The organism is Neisseria sp. HMSC065C04 (genome assembly GCF_001815375.1).
In the GTDB taxonomy this organism is placed as follows: Bacteria; Pseudomonadota; Gammaproteobacteria; order Burkholderiales; family Neisseriaceae; genus Neisseria; species Neisseria flavescens_D.
The window spans coordinates 72,805-96,354 of sequence record NZ_KV820419.1; the positions used below are offsets into that span (position 1 = coordinate 72,805).

General features: G+C 46.4%; 22 protein-coding genes and 1 pseudogene. 16 read left to right on the top strand and 7 right to left on the bottom strand.

From position 1 onward, the window contains the following. The 4 genes from HMPREF3022_RS11905 to HMPREF3022_RS07130 form a co-directional block, all read left to right on the top strand. Window positions 1-292, top strand: a 292-nt coding sequence (locus HMPREF3022_RS11905; RefSeq protein WP_283119061.1) for a hypothetical protein, incomplete at its 5' end; no start/stop codon positions are given. After that, window positions 282-1,406, top strand: coding sequence for a DNA cytosine methyltransferase (locus HMPREF3022_RS07120; protein WP_049332408.1), 1,125 nt, complete (start codon window positions 282-284; stop codon window positions 1,404-1,406). The genes HMPREF3022_RS11905 and HMPREF3022_RS07120, both read left to right, overlap by 11 nt. After that, window positions 1,403-2,440, top strand: coding sequence for a restriction endonuclease PLD domain-containing protein (locus HMPREF3022_RS07125; protein WP_049332406.1), 1,038 nt, complete (start codon window positions 1,403-1,405; stop codon window positions 2,438-2,440). The genes HMPREF3022_RS07120 and HMPREF3022_RS07125 overlap by 4 nt, the downstream gene beginning before the upstream one ends. Beyond that, window positions 2,441-4,330: a Z1 domain-containing protein gene (locus HMPREF3022_RS07130; RefSeq protein ID WP_049332404.1), complete on the top strand. Its 1,890-nt coding sequence runs from the start codon at window positions 2,441-2,443 to the stop codon at window positions 4,328-4,330. 69 nt (window positions 4,331-4,399) lie between these two features. On the opposite strand, the pseudogene HMPREF3022_RS07135 reads toward HMPREF3022_RS07130, so the two are convergent. Together HMPREF3022_RS07135 and HMPREF3022_RS07140 are read right to left on the bottom strand one after the other, a co-directional pair. Then, window positions 4,400-5,871: pseudogene (locus tag HMPREF3022_RS07135) on the bottom strand (S41 family peptidase). Window positions 5,872-6,086: 215 nt separating this feature from the next. Next, window positions 6,087-7,931: a murein hydrolase activator EnvC family protein gene (locus HMPREF3022_RS07140; protein ID WP_070765375.1), complete on the bottom strand. Its 1,845-nt coding sequence runs from the start codon at window positions 7,929-7,931 to the stop codon at window positions 6,087-6,089. A gap of 173 nt (window positions 7,932-8,104) precedes the next feature. On the opposite strand from HMPREF3022_RS07140, the gene HMPREF3022_RS07145 reads away from it, so the two are divergent. The 7 genes from HMPREF3022_RS07145 (at window position 8,105) to HMPREF3022_RS07175 (ending at window position 12,434) form a co-directional block, all read left to right on the top strand. Beyond that, on the top strand, window positions 8,105-8,650 hold the full coding sequence (locus HMPREF3022_RS07145) for a CreA family protein (protein WP_049331418.1): 546 nt from the start codon (window positions 8,105-8,107) through the stop codon (window positions 8,648-8,650). A 29-nt stretch (window positions 8,651-8,679) separates the two neighbouring features. Next, window positions 8,680-9,228, top strand: coding sequence for a YqgE/AlgH family protein (locus HMPREF3022_RS07150; protein WP_049322876.1), 549 nt, complete (start codon window positions 8,680-8,682; stop codon window positions 9,226-9,228). Continuing rightward, window positions 9,221-9,676: a Holliday junction resolvase RuvX gene (gene ruvX / locus HMPREF3022_RS07155; protein ID WP_003680463.1), complete on the top strand. Its 456-nt coding sequence runs from the start codon at window positions 9,221-9,223 to the stop codon at window positions 9,674-9,676. Before HMPREF3022_RS07150 ends, ruvX begins: the two co-directional genes overlap by 8 nt. A gap of 164 nt (window positions 9,677-9,840) precedes the next feature. Beyond that, window positions 9,841-10,263, top strand: coding sequence for a YidB family protein (locus HMPREF3022_RS07160; RefSeq protein ID WP_070765376.1), 423 nt, complete (start codon window positions 9,841-9,843; stop codon window positions 10,261-10,263). Between the two features lie 149 nt (window positions 10,264-10,412). Next, window positions 10,413-10,961: a carboxymuconolactone decarboxylase family protein gene (locus HMPREF3022_RS07165; RefSeq protein ID WP_039862234.1), complete on the top strand. Its 549-nt coding sequence runs from the start codon at window positions 10,413-10,415 to the stop codon at window positions 10,959-10,961. Between the two features lie 125 nt (window positions 10,962-11,086). Further along, entirely contained in the window at window positions 11,087-12,178 is a 1,092-nt protein-coding gene (locus HMPREF3022_RS07170; RefSeq protein ID WP_070765377.1) for an acyl-CoA dehydrogenase family protein, read from the top strand. 85 nt (window positions 12,179-12,263) lie between these two features. Then, a complete protein-coding gene (locus HMPREF3022_RS07175; RefSeq protein WP_003747315.1) occupies window positions 12,264-12,434 on the top strand; it encodes a rubredoxin in 171 nt (56 codons plus the stop codon). 63 nt (window positions 12,435-12,497) lie between these two features. Here HMPREF3022_RS07175 and dapC read toward each other — a convergent pair whose 3' ends face one another. From dapC to HMPREF3022_RS07195, 4 genes are all read right to left on the bottom strand, one after another. Continuing rightward, complete coding sequence (gene dapC, locus HMPREF3022_RS07180) at window positions 12,498-13,685, bottom strand: succinyldiaminopimelate transaminase (RefSeq protein ID WP_070765378.1); 1,188 nt, start codon at window positions 13,683-13,685, stop codon at window positions 12,498-12,500. 120 nt (window positions 13,686-13,805) lie between these two features. Continuing rightward, complete coding sequence (locus HMPREF3022_RS07185; RefSeq protein ID WP_004520097.1) at window positions 13,806-14,978, bottom strand: NAD(P)H-dependent flavin oxidoreductase; 1,173 nt, start codon at window positions 14,976-14,978, stop codon at window positions 13,806-13,808. Window positions 14,979-15,318: 340 nt separating this feature from the next. Continuing rightward, the gene (locus HMPREF3022_RS07190; RefSeq protein WP_004520099.1) at window positions 15,319-15,999 is read right to left on the bottom strand and encodes a YiaD family glycine zipper/OmpA-like lipoprotein; all 681 of its coding nucleotides are present in this window, start codon (window positions 15,997-15,999) and stop codon (window positions 15,319-15,321) included. A gap of 218 nt (window positions 16,000-16,217) precedes the next feature. Further along, complete coding sequence (locus HMPREF3022_RS07195; RefSeq protein ID WP_070765379.1) at window positions 16,218-17,093, bottom strand: YoaK family protein; 876 nt, start codon at window positions 17,091-17,093, stop codon at window positions 16,218-16,220. A gap of 160 nt (window positions 17,094-17,253) precedes the next feature. On the opposite strand from HMPREF3022_RS07195, the gene HMPREF3022_RS07200 reads away from it, so the two are divergent. From HMPREF3022_RS07200 to HMPREF3022_RS07220, 5 genes are all read left to right on the top strand, one after another. Beyond that, window positions 17,254-17,643: a hypothetical protein gene (locus HMPREF3022_RS07200; RefSeq protein WP_049331430.1), complete on the top strand. Its 390-nt coding sequence runs from the start codon at window positions 17,254-17,256 to the stop codon at window positions 17,641-17,643. A gap of 122 nt (window positions 17,644-17,765) precedes the next feature. Then, window positions 17,766-18,695, top strand: a complete 930-nt coding sequence (gene ribF / locus HMPREF3022_RS07205) for a bifunctional riboflavin kinase/FAD synthetase (protein ID WP_049331433.1) — start codon at window positions 17,766-17,768, stop codon at window positions 18,693-18,695. Window positions 18,696-18,762: 67 nt separating this feature from the next. Beyond that, complete coding sequence (locus HMPREF3022_RS07210; protein WP_049331435.1) at window positions 18,763-19,086, top strand: hypothetical protein; 324 nt, start codon at window positions 18,763-18,765, stop codon at window positions 19,084-19,086. Between the two features lie 215 nt (window positions 19,087-19,301). Next, window positions 19,302-22,091 carry an isoleucine--tRNA ligase gene (ileS, locus tag HMPREF3022_RS07215; protein WP_070765380.1) on the top strand — a complete coding sequence of 930 codons (2,790 nt, stop codon included), beginning with the start codon at window positions 19,302-19,304 and terminating at the stop codon, window positions 22,089-22,091. A 303-nt stretch (window positions 22,092-22,394) separates the two neighbouring features. Beyond that, window positions 22,395-22,769, top strand: a complete 375-nt coding sequence (locus tag HMPREF3022_RS07220) for a DUF5071 domain-containing protein (protein ID WP_004520105.1) — start codon at window positions 22,395-22,397, stop codon at window positions 22,767-22,769. Window positions 22,770-22,987: 218 nt separating this feature from the next. Here the strand turns inward: HMPREF3022_RS07220 and HMPREF3022_RS07225 are convergent, their stop codons facing one another. Then, window positions 22,988-23,380 carry an MliC family protein gene (locus tag HMPREF3022_RS07225; RefSeq protein ID WP_049331441.1) on the bottom strand — a complete coding sequence of 131 codons (393 nt, stop codon included), beginning with the start codon at window positions 23,378-23,380 and terminating at the stop codon, window positions 22,988-22,990. Between the last annotated feature and the right edge of the window lie 170 nt (window positions 23,381-23,550).

Genomic DNA, 23,550 nt, shown 5'->3' on the forward strand with positions numbered 1-23,550 from the left:
TCTGAAAACAATCATATCGTTTTCAGACGACCTTGGGATTATGAATACTTTATTTATAATTTCAAGTATTCATCACTTGTTTAATGCAGCGGCATTTGCTGTTTTTTTGCGGCATAATAGGAAAAATTTACATGGAAGTTTTAGAAAAATGATTTTATTTCAAAATAACGATGGTAAGCTTGCCTTGCCTTGCCTTGCCTTGCCTTGCCTTGCCTTGCCTAGTTCTCTATTAAAATCCCTTCAAGGGTTTTTATCAAATCTATGCATAGGAGTGAAATCCTATGCCATCTAAACAAATCGCAAATTTTAATTCATCTGACAATAAACCCAGAATTCTATCTCTATTTTCAGGATGTGGAGGTTTAGATTTGGGTTTTCACCAAGCTGGTTATGAAACTGTTTGGGCGAACGATTTTTCCCATTGGGCTTGCGAAAGTTTCCGTAAAAATATCGGAGATGTCATCGTAGAAGGTGATATTGAACAAATTGATCCGAATGATCCAACTATTCCCGATTGCGACATCATTTTAGGCGGGTTCCCTTGTCAAGATTTTTCCATGATTTGGAAACAGCCGGGTTTAGAGGGTGAGCGCGGCAATCTTTATAAAAGCTTTTTACGTTTTGTAAATGCAAAAAAACCGAAAGTTTTTGTTGCTGAGAATGTGAAAGGTTTGTTGACTGCCAACAAGAAAAAAGCCATCCAGCAAATTATTACCGACTTTGAAAATTGCGGTTATTACGTTCAGGCGAAGCTGTATAACTTTGCTGAATTTGGCGTACCTCAATTTCGTGAACGTGTTCTGATTGTCGGAGTACGTTTAGATACAGGATTTGATTTTCATCATCCAAAACCGACGCACAATGAAACTGGCGAAAATGGCTTAAAACCATATGTAACTGCTGGTCAAGCAATATCTAATATTCCACAAAATGTTAGTAATAATGAATTACTAAAAATTAGTGATAAAACACGCCGTATGTTGGAATTAATTCCTGAAGGTGGAAATTTTACTGATATTCCTAAAGATCATCCTTTATATGTGAAAGGTATGATTAGCCACGTTTATCGTCGTATGCATCGGAACGAGCCATCAAAAACAATTATTGCAGCAGGTGGCGGTGGTACTTGGGGCTATCACTTCCCTGAACCGCGTGCTTTTACTAATAGAGAACGAGCAAGGCTTCAAAGTTTTCCTGATGATTTTGAGTTTGTCGGATCAACAACTGAAGTACGTCGCCAGATTGGTAATGCTGTTCCTCCTCAAGGTGTAGTTGAGCTAGCAAAGGCTATCTTACCAATTTTTTCAGGCAACTATAAAAAAGTAGATTTACATAAGAAATTGAAAGCAGAGAAGGATGTTTTATTTCATGACCGACTAAGCAAAATTCGAGGGGGAAAACAATGAATACAGTTTTTTCCAATATCGCCAATGCCAAAATTACTGAAAAATCGCTTAATGCAGTTTGGATGGATTTATTTAAATCAGCGGATGAAGTTTTGATGGTAACAGGTTATGTATCTAATGACGCAGTGGTTGAGCTACATAAAATTTTGGAGCTAAACGATCACATTCAAAAAATAGATTTATTGGTTGGAATGCATTATTTGGAAGGTTTTAGCCATTTGCAATATGACAGCTTATGTAAACTAAATGATTTTTTGCAACATGAGAAAAGAGGAGCTGTCTATGTTTCTCCTTTTGTGAAATTTCACGGAAAAATGTATTCCTTTAAAAATTATCGACAGATCAATGGGTTAATTGGTTCTGCTAACTTAACGTGTTTTTGGGATAGTACAGAACGTACTTATGAAACTATGTTACATTTGGACGGTAAGGTTGCACAGATGTTGCAGGCAGATATTCAAAATACCATTCATAAGCTAGGCAAAAATATCCAAGAAGTTGAGAGGCCGAGTACATTTATTGAACATAACAGTCATTTAGAAAATTGTTTGGGGGTACAAAAAATTGTACCAGAAAAGATTCGGCAACTATTTGCCCAAAAGTCAGAATATCATTTCTCAATTCCAGCTAAAACCGAAGAAAAAAGTAATTTGAATGTATTTTTTGGAGAAGGTCGACGAGATAAACGGGGGTTTGTCAAACCACGACCCTGGTATGAAGTAGAGTTGATTGTATCCAAAGACATCACTTCACAAGAAGGTTATCCGATTCTGAAGTCTTTTACAGTTATTACTGATGATGGTTGGCAATTTCAATGTAAGACATCGGGAGATTATTCCAAAAATTTCCGCTCAGAAAATGATTTGAAAACACTTGGCAAATGGATTAAAGGTCGTTTGGAAAATCGTGGTTGTCTGCAAAATAACGAGAAGATTACGCATGAAACCTTACGTCAATACGGTAACGATCATTTTGAGTTCCGTTCAACCGACAATCCTGATGTTTGGCTGCTCTCATTTAAGGGGAAAAACTAAATGTTGCAAACCTACTTGAATCAATTGACCCCGCCTGAATTAGCTGATTCTGTTAAAAATACCGTTGATGGTTTTATGGGGAAATTATCACAAACCGAACCGAAAATTGCTCAAAATGTTTTATTGCTGGGCAATGTTCAAAGTGGCAAAACGGCACAGGTTTTGGGTGTATTAAGTGCGTTGGCTGATGATGGCGACCACAAAGTTTTTTTGTATCTTACTACTGACAGCGTAGATTTACAGGAACAAACAGTCAAGCGTGCCGAAGCTAATCTGAAAAATTTTATTGTGTTGTCTGAAAATGATGACCGAAGTTTTATGCAGGTAATGAAGGCAAATAATCCCATCTTGGTTGTGATTAAAAAGAATGCCCGTGTATTGAAACGTTGGCGTAATTTGTTTGCCAGTCAAAGTAGCCTGAAAGGCTATCCTTTGGTTATTGTGGACGATGAAGCCGATGCAGCCAGCCTAAATACTAATGCTGATAAGCCGGATAAAGATGTCAGTACTATCAATAAACTGCTAAATGACATTAAGAATTCCTGTTGTCAAAGCTTATTTATTCAGTTGACCGCCACGCCTCAATCGCTTTTATTGCAACATGAAGAATCTGATTGGCAACCTGAATTTATCCATTTCTTTGAAGCTGGTGAAAAATACATCGGTGGCAACTTTGTCTTCTCTGATCCTCCAAGCTATATCGTTCGCTTCATTGACAGTGAATTGGACGATATGAAAGATGCGAGTGGTGAAATTGCCGAAGGGGTAAAACAGGCATTGCACAGTTTTCTGCTTACTTGTGCAGAGTTTGCTTTATGCGGTAAAACCAATTGTAATTTTGCTTTACATCCAAGTTATAAAATCCAAGACCATCAAGCCTTCTCTCAAAAAATCCAAGCCTTTTTGAATGATTTGGTACAAGCGATTAATAGCGGGGAGAATCTTGCAGACAGCTTTAAAGAAGACTATTTGGATTTACAAAAGACTAAGCCTGATATTCATCATTTTGAGGAAATTTATGAAAAACTAACAGAACTTTTAGAAAATAAGCAAATTTATACTCTCGTCGTTAACTCGCAGACAGAATCAGATTTTGATTTAGAAAGAGGCTTTAACATTATTATTGGTGGGAATGTGATTGGACGAGGCTTAACTATTCCAAAACTACAAACGGTTTATTATAGTCGCACTGCTAAAAAACCGAATGCAGATACTTTCTGGCAACATTCGCGTATTTTTGGATATGACCGTGATAAATCATTATTACGGCTTTATATTCCGTTTGATGTCTATTACTTCTTTGTACAACTCAATCAAGCAAATAATCTGATTATTGAGCAGGCAAAAAATTCAGACGGCAATATTCAGGTTATTTATCCGAAAAATATCAATCCGACTCGAAAAAATGTATTGAAATTCGACAGTATCAATCAAATTGTGGGTGGTGTGAATTATTTTCCACTTCACCCAAACGAGGATAATTTGTCGGAGATTAACAAGATTTTGCCTTCTATTTTGAAAGATGAAATTCAATCTGATTTATATCAAATAGATATAGAAGATTTATTCTTGGTTCTAGATAAATTGGGTCATTATGTCCCAGATGACTGGAATAAGGAAAAATTTATTGCTGGTGTAGAAGCATTAAAGGCACAACGTCCAAGTTTTAAAACTTACGTTTTGATCAAAACAGGACGTAAACTTTCTCGAGCAACTGGCACAATGCTTTCGGAAGACGACCGTAAATTAGGAGAAAAATATCCCAATGATTTATTCCTTACACTTTATCAAGTAGTAGGAAATAAAGACAAAGGTTGGCAGGGAGAAGATTTTTGGTTGCCTAACATTAAGTTGCCATATAAGGGACTGGTGTATTGGGGAGTGAAATAACATAGAAAAGGTCGTCTGAAAACAATCATATCGTTTTCAGACGACCTTTTTTATTGAGAAATAACAGGTTTATTTCTTACTGTCTTTATCCGCATCTTTTTTCGGCGCAGGTTTTTTCGCTGCCAAGCCCAAAGATTTTTGCCATTCGGCTGGATTTTTCACTAAGTCCAAGGCTTTGCGGAGCTGATCGTCTTTGGCCGGATTGGGAATGCGGCGGCTGGAGATATCTTCGTCTTTGTCTTTTTTAGACTTATCTTTATCGGCTTTGGTTTCTGAGTTGGCAGGCGTTTCAGTGCTGCTGTTGACGTCTTGGCCGCCCAACGGATTGCCGATATGGCCGACCAAATCGGCTTCGCGGCTTTCAAAGGCGCGGTCTTTATCTTTGACTTCAACGTCAGGAACAATGCCTTGTGCTTGAATCGAGCGGTCGTTTGGCGTGTAGTAAAGGGCGGTGGTCAGTTTGACTGCGCTGCCGCCGGAAAGCGGAATCAGGGTTTGTACTGAGCCTTTGCCGAAACTTTGTGTGCCGACGACGACGGCGCGTTTGTGGTCTTGCAATGCACCGGCAACGATTTCGGAAGCGGAGGCCGAGCCTGCGTTAATCAGGACGGTCATAGGAATGGTTTTCAGCTCGGCAGGCAATCCGGCCAACGGGTCTTTGCCGCTGGTGGTGATGTAGTCTTCAGCAGTTGCTTTGAGAACCATGCCTTCTTTTTTGTTGCGGCCTTTGGTGCTGACAACGGTTACGTCAGGTTGAAGGAAGGCTGCGGATACGCCGACTGCACCGTTGAGCAGGCCGCCCGGGTCATCGCGCAAGTCGAGGATGATGCCTTTGAGCGGGCCTTTGTTTTCTTTGACGAGGGCTTGTGCGGCTTCGTTGAGCGCGGCAACAGTGCGCTCTTGGAATTGGGAGACGCGGATGTAGCCGTAGTCTTTTTCAAGCAGATGGTGGCGCACGCTTTTGACTTTGATGATGGCGCGGGTCAGGTTGACGACGATGGGTTTGTCGGCATTTTTGCGTGAAAGGGTCAGGGTAATTTTGGTACCCGGTTTGCCGCGCATTTTTTTGACGGCTTCGCTGACGGTCAGGCCGCGTGTAGAGGTATTGTCGATTTTGACGATGAAGTCGCCGCTTTTCACACCGGCGCGTTCTGCCGGAGTGTCTTCAATCGGGGCAACGACTTTGACGAAGCCGTCTTCTTGTCCGATTTCCATGCCCAGACCGCCGAATTCGCCGCTGGTGGATTCTTTCATTTCGGCATAGCCTTTTTTATCCATATACTCGGAATGCGGATCGAGATCGGATACCATGCCTTTCATTGCGCCTTCAAAGAGCTCGGCGTCGGGTTTGTCTTGGTAATAGTTGGCTTTGATTTGGCCGTACACTTCTGCCATGGTGCGAATGGTTTGCACGGGCAGGGCCTCGTTGTCTTTTTGTCTTTTTCGGCGGCAAAACTTTGTACACTCAGACTGAGGGCGATGCCGCTAAATGCGCCGAGAGTGTAGATTGCAACTTTTTTCAAAGTGGATTTTGTTGACATTCGTTTGACTTTCTTTTTGTGTACGGTAAGCAAAGTGGTTTTTGTTTTCTCTGAACCCGTTGACTTTATGTGATTTAAACGCTTGGAACAATAAGTTTAAGGTAAAAGTTTGTTGTTTAATGTGCTGAACAGGCGTGAAAATCGTGTTTTATTGTAGTTTATGATGAAAATTCAGACGGCCTGAAGGGGAAAATTCACTCAGGCCGTCTAAAATATCAGTTAATCCATGAAAGCGGATTCATGACTTGTCCGTTGTAGCGGACTTCAAGGTAAAGGCCGGTTTCGCCCGACGGCAAAGTACCGCTGGTACCAATCTTGCTGCCGGCATTGACGGCGTAGTTTTGGGCGATGTCGATTTCGTTCAGGCCGGAGTAAATGCTGACATAGCCGTCGCCGTGGTCGAGGACGACCACTTTGCCGTAGCCTTCAAGCTCGCCGGCAAAAGTAACCGTGCCTGAGGCAATGCTGCTGACCGGAGCAGGAACAGTATTGTAGAACACGCCTTTCCAAACTTCGCCATCGCCGCGGTCTTGACCGAACAGGCCTGCCAGTGTGCCGTTGACCGGTTTTTTCAGACGGCCTTGCATACGGCTGAAGCTGTTGGCGTTGCTGACGGTAAAGCCTTGGGTGTTCGGGGCTTGCAGTTTCATGTCTTCGTCAGTTAGCGTGGACATGGCGGCGCGTTCGGCTTCGGCTTTTTGCTGGGCGGCAGCCTGCTCTTTGCGGGCTTTTTCAGCGGCGGCCAAACGGGCTTCGGCGGCTTTTTTACGCGCTTCGGCTTCGGCTTTGCGTTGATCGGCTTTGCGTTTTTCCAAATCTTTCAAGAGATTGTTGAGGCGTTGCTCGTTTTCTCTGTGGTTGATTTTCTTTTGCGCTTCTTTGGCCATTTGCGCGTTTTGACGGCGGCTTTCGGCTTGTTCGGCGGTATTGGTTACGCCTTGTTGACGCAATGAAGCTTGAATATTGGCTTGCAGTTTCTTCAGGTAAGCCAATTCATTGTTGATTTTTTGCTCTTGCGCCGCCAGCTCTTTCTGTTGTTTTTCCAAGTCTCTCATGACTTGGTCGTTGGCGTTGTTGATATAACGCGTGTAACGCAGGAAGCGGGTTTTTTGACCGGCATCGGCGTTTTTCAGGAAGAGGGCAACCGCGTTGGGCTGGCTGTTTTTATAGTTGCCGGACACAAAGCGCGAAATTTGGGCGCGCGTGTTGGAAACTTCGGCTTTCAACTGGTTGGCATCAGCATTGAGTTTTTGGAATTTTTCCCATGCGTCGCGTTGTTTGCGGTTGATGCCGGAGAGGTTGTTGCGTGTTTGTTGCAGCTGTTTGAGCGTGGCATTGACATGGATAATGAAACCCTCGTTGCGTTTGGTAAAGGATTTCTTGGTTTCCATATCGTTGGCGGCGGCAGTTACGGCTGCTTTGAAATCGTTGTCGGCTGAAGAAGCGACTTTAGGCTCAACTTTAGGCTCGGCTTTTTTGTTTTGCTCTTTGGCTTTTGTGTCTTTTTTGTCGTCAACAGCTTTTTTTGCAGGTTCTTTGTCTTCGGCTTTTTTGTCTTCGGCTGCTTTTTTTCCAGGCTCTTTGGCTTTGGTTTCCTTAGGGTCTGCTTTTTTTACGGGTTCTTTGGCTTTGCTGTCTTTTTTATCTTCAACAGGTTTCTTGTCTTGTTCTTTGGCCTTGCCGGATTTTGCGGCTGCGGCTTTTTTGTCTTTTGCCGTTTCTTTAGGCTCTTCGGCTTTGCGGCTGGACTTTTTATTGTCGGCAGCGGCTTCGGCGACTTTAGCCGTTTTGTTTTTGGCTGAAGCGCGTTCGTTTTTGTCGGCGGTTTCCTTCTCTTTGGCAGCTTTGGCTTTAACCGCTTTTTTGTCTTCCTCTTTTTCTTTTACCGCTTGTTTTTTTGAGGTTTCTTTTTTGACATCTGCCTTGGCGGCTTCTTTCTCTTTTTTCACGGGCGCAGCTTTTTTGACGGCGGCCGCTTTTTCTTTCGGCGCGTCTTTGGCAGCATAGGTTGGCAGGGAGAAACTGAGCAACAGGGCGAGAATGAGGGGTTTGTAACGCATGGTTCGATCTTGCTATCAAAGTAGGAACAATAGGACGGATTATACTGTCTGTCAGGCCGTCTGAAAATAATATCGGGTTGCAATATGGACGAACGGTCTTATATAGTAACGATAGAGTAGGCGGACGGGGTTTAGTCTGCCTGGAAACTGACAGTCTGCATCGACAGGATATTATGAAAAAATATTTATTAGTAGTGTTGGGTGCCATGGTTTTGGCGGCTTGCGGTGACAATACCGATAAAATCGGACGCGCCAGTACGGTGTTTCATATGCTGGGTAAAAACGACCGTATTGAAGTGGAAGGTTTTGACGATCCTGATGTGCAAGGGGTTGCCTGTTATATTTCGTACGCGAAAAAAGGCGGTTTGAAAGAAACGGTCAATCTGGAAGAAGATGCCAGCGACGCATCGGTTTCCTGCGTGCAAAGTGCGGAAGTCATCCGTTATAACGAGGCTGCGGTTTTGAAACCGCGACAAGTGTTCAAACGCAGTGCCAGCATAGCATTTAAGAGCCAGCAGATTATCCGCTACTACGATCCGAAACGTAAGTCTTTTGCTTATTTGGTATACAGCGATAAAATCGTTCAAGGTTCGCCGAAGAACTCTTTGAGCGCGGTATCGTGTTTTGCCCATGCGAAAACCGATACGCCGGTACCGGCAGGCGGCGCGGTTTACGGTGCATGCGTGGTGGATGCGCCGGTTGCCAACGGCCAAAAATAATAAAATCAGCTTAATAGATTAAGAAGAATATGAATTTAGCCAACCATTTCCTGATTGCCATGCCTCATATGGATGATCCGTTTTTTACGGATACGGTCATTTATGTGTGCGAACACGATGAAGAAGGTGCGCTGGGCATCATCATCAACAAGCCTTCGCCGATTACCATGGACATGATTTTCGCCGCCGCCGACCGCAATATCCCGTTGCGTCTGCAACATGAAAACGTGATGATGGGCGGGCCGGTTCAGATTGAGCGCGGCTATGTCGTGCATACGCCGATCGGCCGTTGGCAAAACAGCATGGTGGTAACCGATAACGTCGCGCTGACTTCTTCGCGCGATGTGATTGAAAACTTGTCTAAAGAAGGTGCGGTGGACAAGGCTTTGATCAGCATCGGTTATTCAAAATGGGGCAAGGGGCAGTTGGAGCGCGAACTGGCAGAAAATGTTTGGTTGACCGTCCCTGCAGACGAGCATATTCTTTTTGATGTGCCTTACGAGCTTCGTTATGCCGCCGCTTTTGAAAAATTGGGTGTCAATCCGAACGCCTTGGTTTCAGGAGTCGGCCATGCCTGATGCACCAAAAGGCACGGTTTTGGCCTTTGATTTCGGTGAGGCGCGTATCGGTGTGGCACAGGGCGATGCCGAGTTGGGCATGACCCATCCGCTAGCGACGGTAACCGGCAACAGTAATGATGAAAAATTTGAAGCCATTGCCAAGCTGGTCAAAGAATGGCAACCCAAGTATTTTGTGGTCGGACTGCCGACGCATACCGACGGTACGGAGCATGAGCTGACCCGTTTGAGCCGCAAGTTTGGCCGCCGTTTGCACGGACGTTTTAATTTGCCGGTTTATTGGGTGGACGAAAGGATGTCTTCCCTATACGCGGAAAGTCTGCTTGCAGAAGCCCAAGTATTTGGTCGAAAACAAAAATCCGTGCTTGACCAAGTAGCGGCGCAGGCGATTTTGCAAGGGTTTTTTGAAGGTGGAGCGGCCGAGTATTTCAATGGCCGCGAAGAATAGCACTATTCATTATAAAGGCCGTCTGAAACTTGGTTTCAGACGGCCTTTGTTTTATTACGGCTTTGGGATAAAAGAAGTTTAGTTTGGTTAAGCCTGATTTTTTTCAATGCAAATTTTGCTACACTCCGTTTTCTTTTTTTAGACACAAATACAAGGAAAAAGTCATGGCACTCATGGACAATCTTTTGAATGCGGCTACTCAAATGTTGGGTGGCAACAGCGAAAACGGCGCACAAGGTTCTCTGACCGATATGGCGATGGATTTGGTGAAACAACAAGGCGGCGTGGGCAACCTGATCAACCAACTGCAACAAGGAGGTTTGGGCGATGCTCTGAGCAGCTGGGTTTCCAACCAATCCAGCAACCTGCCTGTGTCCGGCAGCGATCTGCAAAATGCTTTGGGCAGCGATACCGTGAATCAAATCGCGCAAAAGTTCGGCGTGGATGCCGGCCAAGCAGGCGATTTGTTGGCAAAAGTATTGCATGACTTGGTCGATAAAGCCACGCCTAACGGCACGGCTCAAGATGCGGATGGCTTCGGCTTGGACGACGTCGCTTCTATGCTGCTGAAAAACTTTATGAAATAATGAGTTGAATCATTTGATAAGGCCGTCTGAATCCGTTCAGACGGCCTTATAACTTTTGGTTCGCGGTAAATAACCAATAAGTCTTTTTCTGATGGAGAAGGATGGATTATGATAGGCACTTCATTTCACCAGATAAGAAGGTTATACACATGTCCCGCTTGACCATACACACAGTTGAAACCGCTCCTGAAGCTGCTAAACCACGCATTGAAGCCGTATTGAAAAATAACGGCTTTATTCCTAACCTGATCGGCGTTTTGGCCAATGCGCCTGAAGCTTTGGCGTTTTATCAAGAAGTTGGCAAGCTGAATGCGGCCAACAGCCTGACTGACGGCGAAGTTGAAGTTGTCCAAATCATCGCCGCCCGTACCAACGAATGCGGTTTCTGCGTTGCCGGTCACACCAAACTGGCTACCCTGAAAAAACTGCTGTCCGAACAATCCATCAAAGCCGCACGCGCGTTGGCTGCGGGTGAGTTTGACGATGCCAAACTGAGTGCTTTGGCGACATTCACCCAAGCTGTTATGGCGAAAAAAGGCGCGGTATCCGACGACGAGCTGAAAGCTTTCTTCGATGCAGGCTACAACCAACAGCAAGCCGTTGAAGTCGTTATGGGTGTTGCTTTGGCAACCTTGTGCAACTACGTCAACAACCTTGCCAAAACTGAAATCAACCCTGAATTGCAGGCATTTGCCTAATCTCATCAAAGGCCGTCTGAAAATTCAGACGGCCTTTTAGCAAAAAGCAAGGGATATCCTTGTTGTCAAGAATAATTCATGAGTAGAACCATCTACGCTTCAAACCTTATTCAGAGGAAAAAATCATGACACGCGAAGCTTTACTGAACAATGTTGCCGAACTCGTTAAAAGCAAATTAAAACCATTGGTGGACGACATCGACCGCAAAGGCCTGTACCCGAAAGAATTTATGCTGGAATTGGGCAAAATCGGCGGTTTTGCCGAGACCGGTACGGTTGAAGAAGGCGGTAACGGTTTGGGTTTGGCAACGCAAATCGCCGTATTGCGCGAAATCGGTAAAGAATGCGGTGCGACTTCGTTCAGCGCATGGTGTCAGGCGGCTTGCGCGTGGTATCTGCATCAATCGCCCAACCAAGCGGTTAAAGACAAATACTTAGCCGATATTCTGCAGGGCAAAGTCTTGGCTGGTACGGGCATGTCCAATACCGTCAAACACCTTGCCGGCATTGAAAAACACAACCTGCAAGCCGATCGCGTGGACGGCGGCTACAAAGTCAACGGCGCTTTGCCTTGGGTATCCAATATCGGCGAAGACCATATTTGGGCGAATACCGCCCAAGTCGGCGACAGCTATGTGATGTTTATCACCGGCGGCCAATGGGAAGGCGTTACCCTGCAAAACTGCCCTGAGTTCTGCGGTTTGGAAGGCACGCGCACTTACAGCCTGAATTTTAAAGACGTGTTTATTCCGGATGAAGATGTGATTGCTGCGCCTGAGCAGTTCCAGTCTTATATCCCGACCATTAAAGCCGGTTTCATTCTGTTGCAAATGGGTATCGGCGCCGGTGTGATTGATGGTGCGCTCGGCATTATCCGCATGGCCAATGTGGTGAACGCGGAAGTGAACGCTTACCTTGACCACAGCTACGATGAGTTGAAAGCTGCGTTGGACGGCGCATGGGCGGAAACCGAACGCCTTGCCGATGATGCGTGGAACAACAAACCTGATACGTTGGCAACCTTAAAACTGCGTGAAGCGGCTGCCGTATTGGCATTGAACGCCACTCAATCTGCCGCATTGCATGCAGGCGCGAAAGGCTATCTGATGCGCAGTCCGGCGCAACGCCGCGTCCGCGAGGCCATGTTTGTCGCCATCGTAACACCGGCCATCAAACACCTGCGTAAAGAAATCGCCGCTTTGGAAGCAGCTCAATAAATTCAAAATATCAACAATAAAACACACGAAAGGCCGTCTGAAAATACGGTTTCAGACGGCCTTTTTAAAATAGAAGGAATACAAAATGGCTCAATATATGTGCGGCCCTTGCGGCTGGATTTACGATGAAGATGTTGGCGACCCCGAACACGGCCTGCCGGCAGGTACCAAGTTCGAAGACATCCCCGACGACTGGAAATGCCCTGAATGCGGCGTAGGTAAAGAAGATTTCTACCTTCTGGACTTCACCATATAAATTATCCGATTATTTAATAAAAAGGCCGTCTGAAATTTCAGACGGCCTTTGTTTGCCTAATCGTCAGCGGTAGAGCGAAACAATGGTTTCAGCCGCTTTGACACAGCTTTCCACGTCGGCAACCAAAGCGATGCGGACGTAGCCTTCGCCCGGATTGCCTTGTTCGGTATCGCGGGCGAGGAAGCGGCCGGGCAACACTTGGATAGCGGCTTTCTGCCACAGGTTGCGCGTAAATGCCAAGTCGTCGCCATCGGGAACTTTCAGCCAAATGTAGAACGACGCGTCAGGCAGTTTGACATCGAATGCCTGTTGCAAAATAGGGATGACGCGGTCGAATTTTTCTTGGTAGAGGCGGCGGTTGTCATTGACGTGTTCTTCATCGTTCCAAGCGGCAATGCTGGCACGTTGGACGGGAATGCTCATCGCGCTGCCGTGGTAGGTGCGGTAGAGCAGGAAGTTTTTGAGCAACTCGGCATCACCTGCGACAAAGCCGGAACGCAAACCGGGGACGTTGGAGCGTTTGGACAGGCTGGTAAACATAATAATGTTGCGCGTGCCGCGTCCTAATTGCGTTGCAGCCTGCAGGCCGCCGATTGGTTTGTTGTTGTCAAAATAGATTTCGGAATAGCATTCGTCAGAGGCAATAACGAAGCCGTATTTGTCTTGCAAATCAAAAATTTCTTTCCAGTCTTCTAATTGCAGGACGCTGCCGCTCGGATTATTTGGCGAGCAGACAATCAGGACTTTGGTGCGCTGCCATACGTCTTCGGGCAGGCTGCTCCAATCGGGGTTGAAGCTGGGCGCAGGACAGTTGGCAAAATGGATTTCGCCGCCGCCCAAAATAGTCGCGCCTTCGTAAATTTGATAGAAAGGATTGGGGCTGATAACGACCGGTTTGGGGCCGTCTGAAGCCGGATTTAAAACGGTTTGGATAAAAGAGAATAAAGCTTCCCGGCTGCCCAATACGGGCAGGATTTCATTGTCGGGATTGAGGCTCAAACCATCATAACGGCGGGCCACCCATTCGGCACAGGCTTGGCGCAGTTCGGGCAGGCCTGCGGTCAGCGGATATTTTTCCAGTTCGTGCAGGGAGGCGGTCAGCGCGTCGGTGATGACTTTGGGCGTCGGGTGTTTCGGCTCGCCGATTTGCAGATGAATGGGCGTCACGCCTGCGGGTGCGTCAATGCCTTGCATGGCTTCACGCAGGCGGGCGAAAGGATAGGGGTTGAGGTGGTTCAATAATGGATTCATGATGTTTCTGCCGGATAAATTCAGGCAACAATCTTAGCATTTTTTAGATAGATTGGGACAAAAAGGCCGTCTGAAAACAGGGTTAAATGTTTTCAGACGGCCTTTTGAATATTGATGCGTTTATTTGGCAGGGACGACGGGCAGGGAACCGTTCAAGAGATAATGAATGGTTTCTTGAACTGTACGGATAGCGTTGCCAAACGGCAATGGGTCTTTGCCGCGGAAAAACAGGCCTTTATCGACTTCACCGCGGAATGCGGCTGAAAGTTGGATATCGATACAGAATTGACCGGCTTTAGCCAAACCGTCGCGCAAGCCGCAGCTGGTCAGGCAGTTCAGGCCTTGTGTGCAACGGCGCGGATCGTTTTTGGCATTGGCTTGCAATTTGGCCTCGCGTTTGATGTAGTTGTCGAGGAATTTGGTGCGCACGCCGCGTGCAGGCAAACCGGCAACAGACATGAATTCAACCACTTTTTCGGTTTCCGCACCGGCCAGCGTTTTCTTAAAGTTGATGTGGGCATCGCCTTCTTCGGTAACGGCAAACGCGGTACCGATTTGGACGGCGGACGCGCCCCAGTTTTTCAAGGCTGTTTTGACTTTTTCAAAGTTTGCCATGCCGCCGGCGAGTACCAACGGGATTTTTTCGCTTTCCAAGCCCAAGTTTTTGAATACTTCAAACGTTTCTTCAATAACGCGTTTAAACTCGAATTTGGCATCGTTCACGCCGTCAACGGTTGCCGCACCCAAGTGGCCGGCTGCGTGGGCTGGGTGTTCGATAACGATGGCATCGGGCAAAATGCCTTTTTTCATCCAACGTTTCAAAACGATGTTAATGCCGCGTGACTCTGACAAAATAGGGAAAAGGGCGACATCTTTGTGATAGCCCTCGGCCATTTCCGGCAGATCCAAAGGCAAACCTGCACCCATCACAATCGCGTCTGCGCCGGATTCGCAGGCCTGACGGACGTAGGCGGCATGGTCTTTTACGGCTTTCATGACGTTGACGGCAATCATGCCTTTGCCTTCTGAATCGGCTTTGGCTTTTTTGATTTCACGGTCAAGCGCGATGCAGTTCAGGCGGGTGTATTTTTCTTCGCTGGAGTCGATTTTTGATTCGGCCAGCAAATCTTCGTGCAAGTGGCGCAAATCGACGCTGGCGATGGTACCTACGCCGTTTTCACGCGCAACCGCGCTGGAGAGTTTTGATGCGGAAACGCCTACACCCATACCGCCTTGTACGACGGGAATCAGTGATTTGCCACGGATAATCAATGGGTCAAAGTTGTTTTGCATGGATGCTCCTTCATAGATTCTGGATGGTGCCGTCTGAAATCCTATGAAATGGATTGGATAACGGGCTGATGTGTATATCAATAAGTGTGTTTTTCGCTGCCGTTTTTCAGACGGCATGAGGCGTGTTTTTAAAATTTTAGGAATTATACTCTAAGTTAGTGTAAAAATTAGAGTATTAATACAGTTTTTTTAAAGAAAAAATTGAAAAGTCTTGTTAATAAAGGAATAAATTTTATGATGGATTGAATTGAGGAGGAGAAATTGCAAACAAAATCTACAAAGAAAAAGACCGTCTGAAATTTCAGACGGCCTTAAGTATGGGAATCAGACAGATGCCGGATTACATTTGTTTTTTAGCGGCATCAATGGCGCGTTGATCAGGGTTGATCAAGATTTCAACGCGGCGGTTTTGTGCGCGGCCTTCAACAGTAGCGTTGGAGGCGATTGGTTGACGGGAGCCGTAACCGAAAGTGCTCAAACGGGTGCTGCTTACGCCACGGGATTGCAGGAAGGTAGCAACAGATTCGGCGCGGTTGCGAGACAATGGCTCGTTGATGGCGTCGTTACCGGTGTTGTCGGTGTGGCCGTTGATGGTCAAAGTCGTGTCAGGATACTGAACCAAAGTTTGCGCAGCGGCAGACAGGGCGCTTTGAGCATGGCCGCTCAGGGCGGCGCTGCCGGTGGCGAAGGTTACGTTTTCAGGCATAACCAGTTTGATTTGGTTGCCTTGACGTTCAACTTCGATGTTGGTATTGGCCAGGCTTTGACGCAGTTTTTTCTCTTGGTAGTCCATGTAACCGCCGATACCGGCACCTACTGCACCACAAGCCAATGCGGAGTTACGCGCGCCTTTACCGCCATGGGTCAGCGCACCAACAATGCCGCAAACAGCCGCACCGCCCAATCCGTACATGGCGGTTTTGCTGGCGGATTGTTGGCCGGTAACAGGATCAGTTACACAGCCGGTGAGCGCCAAAGGAATTGCAGTAGCAATAACGGTCAGGGGTTTCAAGAATTTCATGTCGTATCCTCTTTTTAGATGACGGCTCGGGCCGTCTGAAAAAAATGAATAAAAACCGCGTGGGTCATTACGAATTAATGATACCGAATATCTGAAACGCAAAAGAATGGGTTTAACCCGATATTACGCAAATATTTGCCAGTTAACATAATACTGAAACATTTCTGCATTTTTCTGACTATTTGGTTGTTTTGCAGTCAGATGAAAAGTAAGTTTCTTTACGATTTTTTCCGGTTTTTCTTTTTACGGCGATACCAGCTGACAAATGCCCATTTCAATCTGACCTTGACATCGTATCCCACTGAACCTGCACCCAGTATGAGCAAAACGGCGGAAACGGGCAGGGCGAAATGATGGCCGACCAGATGATAACCCCATGCGCCAACCACGCCGCCCAGCAAAAACGACAGCATCAAGCCGCTTAAAAGCCACATTTTCGGTTTGTTGACGCGGACGTGCGGCAGGCGCGGATGATGCTGTTTGGAGTAATAAAGCGCGCGTGAAATTTCAATGCCCAAGTCGGTCGCCGTACCGGTCATGTGGGTGGAGCGGATGGCGCCGCCGGAAAGAAGCGTGATAACCGTATTGTGCATACCCATAATAAAACACAATAAAAACAATGCCAAAGACGGCATAATAAAATCAGAGCCGCCAAAATCCCATTCCATCGCAGCAATACCGAACCAACCGAATATCAACAGATAAACTGCTTCCAGCCACATGGAAAATCCAAAGCTGCCACGGAAACGCATTTGCTGCGTCCACAAAATCACCCAGCCCGAATGCGCGGCTCCGGCAACAAAACACAACACGCTGATTGTGGCAATAATGGCCACACTCCACTCTTGAAGATACAAAACATCTGCCAACAGCGACATTGAGCCGGTAACGTGGGAGGTATAACGTGAGAATGCGAAGTAACCGCCGGCATTAATTGCACCGGCAAGAAAGGCCATGATGTAGCCCAGCCGTCTGAAACGGGCATCGGAAATATTGTGTTCGTGCAGATACGGGCGATCCGCCTGCCAAAACGGCGGCGTGTGTTGCCTGTGGTGGCGCAATCGGTAGGAGTGGGGCGGTTTGTCAGCGTTCATTGAGTGGATTTTGAGTTAAACATTCATACAGGGTGTATTTTATATGCAACTGTCTGCCGATAAGAACAAATAATCTAAAGTGTCCCCAAGTTGCCACACTTGCCCATTACACAATGAGGGCGTACATTAATAGCCATACATGAGTATAAGGAAACACCCGATGAATCCTATCCGCCTGACCTTATTGATTGGTGCTGCCGCATTACTTGCCGCCTGCGCCACCACGCCTGAGCAAAAAGCCGCACGCGCCCAAGCGCAGAAACGCTATGAGCAGGATCTTCAAGTACATCTTGCAGCCCAATGCGATCAGGAAACTGCCGCGCTGATCCGCCGCAAATTTGACGAAGAAGGCAAACCCGGTGCCGCAACCGCGGAACAAAAAGCCTTCCGCCTCAAATATATCGACAAAGTTTCCGATCCGATGTTCCAAGCCTGCTACAAAATGGCATGGCAAAACTATATTTCCCAAGAACAGCTGCGCGAAGCCCGCTACTATCGCTATTACGATGATTGGGGCTATCCATTTGGCCGTTATCCTTGGTGGTGGTAAGGTATTAACAAACTTTATGGCCGTCTGAAAGCATATATTTATTGGTTTCAGACGGCCTAAGGTTTATTGAAACGGCAATAACGTTTACAATAGCCGCCTATTCAAACACAATACCACCACCCATGAACATCTGGCTTGGACAGCGACACGCGCCCAAATTTCCGCAAGGAGCCGCCGTAACCATCGGCAACTTCGACGGCGTACACCTCGGGCACAAACACATTCTACAAAAACTCAAACGAGAGGCAGACCGGCGCGGTCTGCCTGTTGTCGTTGTTGTTTTTGAGCCTCAGCCCAAAGAATTTTTTGCGCGCAAAGCCGGGAAAAAGTTGCCTTACCGCATCAGTCCGCTGCGTACCAAATTGCGCCTTTTGCGTGAAACCGGCTGCGTGGATGCCGTTTGGGTCTTGCGTTTTAACCAAGCTTTCTCCGATATGAGCGCGCAAGCGTTTATCGACCAGCTTTTGCGCCAAACGCTCAACACGCGTTATTTGTTGATTGGCGACGATTTCCGTTTCGGTGCCGGCCGTGAAGGTTGTTTTGAACTCTTGGCTCAACAGCCCGATATGCAAACCGAACGCACGCCGTCCGTTATCGTTGAAGACATCCGCACCAGCAGTACTGCCGTCCGCCAAGCCCTTTCAGACGGCAAGTTGGAATACGCCAAAAGACTATTGGGCCATGATTACGTTTTAAGCGGAAAGGTCAAACACGGACAAAAACTCGGCCGTACCATCAATGCGCCTACCGCCAATGTCCAGCTTCCTCCGTATCATTATGCGCTAAGCGGCGTATTTGTCGTTGAAGCAGACGGCACATTCGGTACGTGCCGAGGTGTTGCCAGCTTTGGTTTTAACCCTACTGTCAGCAACAACCGCTCGCAGAAGCTGGAAGTTCATCTGTTCGATTTCAACGGCGATTTGTACGGCCAACGCATCTTCGTCCGTTTCCTGCACAAACTGCGTGACGAGAAAAAATTTGAGAGTATCGAAGCATTGAAAACCCAAATTTTGCAAGATATGGAAGATGCGAGGGTTTGGGAGTTATCTTAATTTGATTTGAATCTTGGATTATGTGGTTGTAAGAAATCATGATACAAAACTGAGTAGAGGCAGATAAATGGATTTTATAGATTTTGCAATTGTTGCGTATTTAGGACTTGGAGTATTGATTGCCAAACGTTGGGTATATGACGCACATACATATGGGGCTCAAGGGAGGCTAATGTCATTCCTTTTTGTTACTTTGATTGGTTGGCCGTTTCTGGTTCAAGCAGGAGAAATTTGGATTGTAAAGAAACAATTTCTTTGTATATTTAATGATCAAAATGGTAAAAATATTGAGCTTACTTTTTCTGTAAGCTCAGAAAAGGAATTGTTTTATAAAATTGGTTACACTGAAGGAGCTTACTCCTTTGACTATATCCAGCATATACGCCAATAACTATATTTCTGGTCGTTAACAACACTACAACACAAAAAATGCAAGATATGGAAGATGCGAGGGTTTGGGAAGCATAGAAACGCTTCTAGAAGCTTATAAAATCAAGACAATTGGGCTACAATAAGTCCTTTAAATTTTTTCAGACGGCCTGTTCTTTTCAAAATGAGCAATCAGGCCGTCTGAAACCGAAATACCGCAACAATAGAGATCAAAAAATGACCGATTACAGTAAAACCGTAAACCTGCTTGAGAGCCCGTTTCCAATGCGCGGCAATCTTGCCAAGCGCGAGCCTGCATGGCTGAAAAGCTGGTACGAGCAAAAACGCTACCAAAAACTGCGCGAAATCGCCAAAGGCCGTCCGAAATTCATTCTGCACGATGGTCCTCCGTATGCCAACGGCGACATCCACATCGGTCATGCCGTCAATAAAATTCTCAAAGACATCATTATCCGCAGCAAAACCCAAGCCGGTTTTGATGCGCCTTATGTACCGGGTTGGGACTGCCACGGTTTGCCTATCGAAGTGATGGTAGAAAAACTGCACGGCAAAGACATGCCTAAAGCCCGTTTCCGCGAATTGTGCCGCGAATACGCCGCCGAACAGATTGCCCGCCAGAAAAAAGACTTTATCCGCTTGGGCGTGTTGGGCGACTGGGATAATCCTTACTTGACCATGGATTTCAAAACCGAAGCCGATACCGTGCGTATGCTCGGCGAAATCTACAAATCCGGCTATCTCTACCGCGGCGCGAAACCGGTTCAATTCTGCTTGGACTGCGGCTCTTCATTGGCCGAAGCCGAAGTGGAATATAAAGACAAAATATCACCTGCGATTGACGTGGGCTATCCATTTAAAGATACTGCCGCGCTTGCCGCCGCATTCGGTTTGGCAAGTATTGAAGGCAAAGCGTTTGCCGTTATCTGGACAACCACGCCTTGGACTTTGCCTGCGAGCCAAGCTGTTTCAGCTGGAGCAGACGTGGTGTATCAATTGATTGATACGCCTAAAGGCAAATTGGTGTTGGCCAAAGATTTGGCAGAAGACGCGCTCAAACGTTACGGTTTTTCAGACGGCATTGCTATTCTTGCCGAAACCACCGGCGACAAGCTGGAAAACCTGCACATGAATCATCCGTTCCTCGAACGCGATATTCCCATGCTCAACGGCGACCATGTGACCACCGATGCCGGTACCGGCTTGGTGCATACTGCGCCTGCGCATGGTCTGGAAGACTACACTGTCTGCAATAAATACGGCATTGAGCTTTACAACCCTGTAAATGCTGAAGGCAAATACATCAGCGAAACACCTCGTGTTGCTGGTATGCGCGTTTGGGAAGCCAACCCCGTCATCCTGCAATGGTTGGAAGAAACCGGCAACCTTTTGGCAAGCAGCAAAATCGAACACAGCTACGCACACTGCTGGCGTCACAAAACGCCGTTGATTTACCGTGCGACAGGCCAATGGTTTGTCGGTATGGACAAAGCAGGTGCAGATGGTAAAACCCTGCGCGACAAAGCCATCAAAGCCGTTGATGACACCGAATTCTTCCCATCATGGGGTCGTGCGCGTTTGGAAGCCATGATTGAAGGCCGTCCTGACTGGGTGGTTTCACGCCAACGCTATTGGGGCACACCGATGACTTTCTTTGTTCACAAAGAGACCGGTGAATTGCATCCAAACTCTGCCGAGTTGTTGGAAAAAGTTGCCCAAAAAATCGAAGGGAAAGGTATCGAAGCATGGTTCTCTCTTGATAAGAGCGAACTCTTGAGCGTGGAAGATTGTGAAAATTACGACAAACTTTCCGATACCATGGACGTATGGTTCGACTCCGGCTCGACCCATTATTCCGTCTTGAAACAACGCGAAGAATTGGAATGGCCGGCTGACTTGTACCTCGAAGGCAGCGACCAACACCGCGGCTGGTTCCAATCCTCCATGTTGACCGGTTGCGCCTCATCAATGGGCCGTGCGCCATACAAACAGCTGTTGACCCACGGTTTTGTGGTTGACCAAAACGGCCGCAAAATGTCGAAATCCATCGGCAACGTTGTCGCGCCGCAAGAAGTCTACAACGAATTCGGTGCAGATATCCTGCGTCTGTGGGCGGCATCCACCGATTACAGCGGCGAATTGGCGATTTCCAAAGAAATCCTCAAACGCGTTACCGAAAGCTACCGTCGTATCCGCAACACTTTGAGCTTCCTGTTTGCCAACCTCAGCGACTTCAATCCTATTGAAGATGCCGTGCAACAGGCAGACATGGTGGAAATCGACCGCTACGCCTTGGTATTGGCGCGTCAGCTGCAAGAGCGTCTGGCGGGCGACTTCTATCCGCGCTACGCCTTCCACTTCGCTGTAAAAGACATTGTTTCTTTCTGCTCGGAAGACTTGGGCGCGTTCTACCTCGATATCCTGAAAGACCGCCTCTATACCACCAAAGCAGACAGCCATGCACGCCGCAGCGCGCAAACTGCCCTGTATCACATCACACGCAGTTTGGTTCTGCTGATTGCTCCGATTTTGTGCTTCACCGGCGAGGAAGCATGGGACATTATCGGCGGCGGCGAAGAAGACAGCGTCCTCTTCCACACATGGCATGAGTTTCCATCTATCAATGAAAAAGCCGAAGCCGAATTGGTGAAAAAATGGACGGCAATCCGCGAAGCACGCGAAGCGGTAACTGCTGCCATCGAGCCTTTGCGTACGGATAAAACCGTCGGTTCTTCATTGCAAGCCGAAACCGAAATTACGGCTCCGGAAGAAATTGCCGACTATCTGAACACTTTGGGCGAAGAATTGCGTTTTGCTTTGCTGGTGTCTAAAGCTGAAGTGAAAGTAGGTAATGAACTTGCTGTAACCGCTAAAGCCAGTGATGGTGAAAAATGCGAACGCTGCTGGCACTATACCCACGATGTGGGTGCAGTTGCAGGTCATGAAACCATCTGTAAACGTTGTGCCGACAACGTTGATGGCAAAGGCGAAGACAGACATTACGCTTAATTGTTTGGTCTAAGATAAAGGCCGTCTGAAAACTTTGGTAATAGGTTTTCAGACGGCCTTTGTTTATTGAATCTGTTTCGTATAGCGAATAGATTTTGAAGGGTAATTGGGATTTGTGATTTAGGTAAAATACAGGATAGGGTTTCAAGTTATTGTGGGGTAGGAGTTTAATTGCAAAAAATAACTCTTACTCCAGAGAAAATTTGTTGAGGATATAGGAATGACGAATAATCATTTGTCTAGAATTGAGATCAATCATTATAATTCTGTATTCGTAAGTCTTTAATAACAATGAGGTATCCTATGCGTCCTAAAGATAAGTTTGACATCAAGGCTTGCAAAAAAATTAAGGACTGCAACGATGAGGAATTAATTGAGATGGGGGAGTGGCTCTCAGGATGGTTGGGAGATGCGAACTTTCCTGTTTTTAGTGAAATTGTCGAAATCTTTGTAGAACGACAAGACACATTACTTCCATTCGTTTCAAATATTTTTTACTCAAATGATAGTATATGCATTTATTGGGTTTTACTTGAACTCTATCCAAAATTATCCTATCAAAACCAAGTAGCCTTAGCCATTGATTTGGAACATTGTCTTCATAATATTTCAGAAAAATTAATTTTGGATGAAGATGATGAAAACCTTAAAGAAATCTTGGAAAAAGTTTTAAATTAAGGTAGATATATATTTAATGATTTTGAAATAATGCATTGTCGGAGAAGATACCTTTCAAAGGGTCTTACTTATCCGTGGAGTATGGACGTATTTTGAACCTTCAAATAGCCTCATATTTGCATTTTATCCTTAAATGGAAATTTCGTTTTATCCAATATGAAAGGCCATCTGAAACAAGTTTTCAGACGGCCTTCAGCTATTCTATTGCTAAGTAAAAATTAGCGGGCAGAGCAAGAAGTTTCTACTTTGTTGCCGTATGGGTCAGTGAAGCCGAAGAATGCTTCGCTGCCTTTTTGATGCCATTCAGCGCCTTTGCCGAACAGGCCTTGGTTGGCAACATAGCGTTCGCCTGAACCTGCAACGGCAGAAGACAGGGTGGCAACTTTGTCATCCAGACGCAGTTCGATTTGGTTGGTGCTCAGGTTGCGGACTTGTACAGACAGGCCGTTTTCGCAGCTGAATAATTGAACACGGGCATCATGATCGTGTGCACGGCCGTGGTCATGATTGTGCTCGTGACGGTGACCATGGTCATGTTGATGGGCTTCGGGTGCGGCACAGGCAGCGAGGCTCATGGCGGCGGCAATTGCAAGCAGGGCTTTTACTTTCATTTTTGACTCCTATGGTCAGTGTTGAAGGAAGAATGTAGCGGCATGTTATAAATATCTTTATGGCTTCACAATAGGGATAACCATTATTTACTTTTTCTTCCTGTTTCCGGGAGTATGGCAGGATTTTTTGTAGTTTTGATATGAATGATTAATGCCGTTCGAAAAAAAAA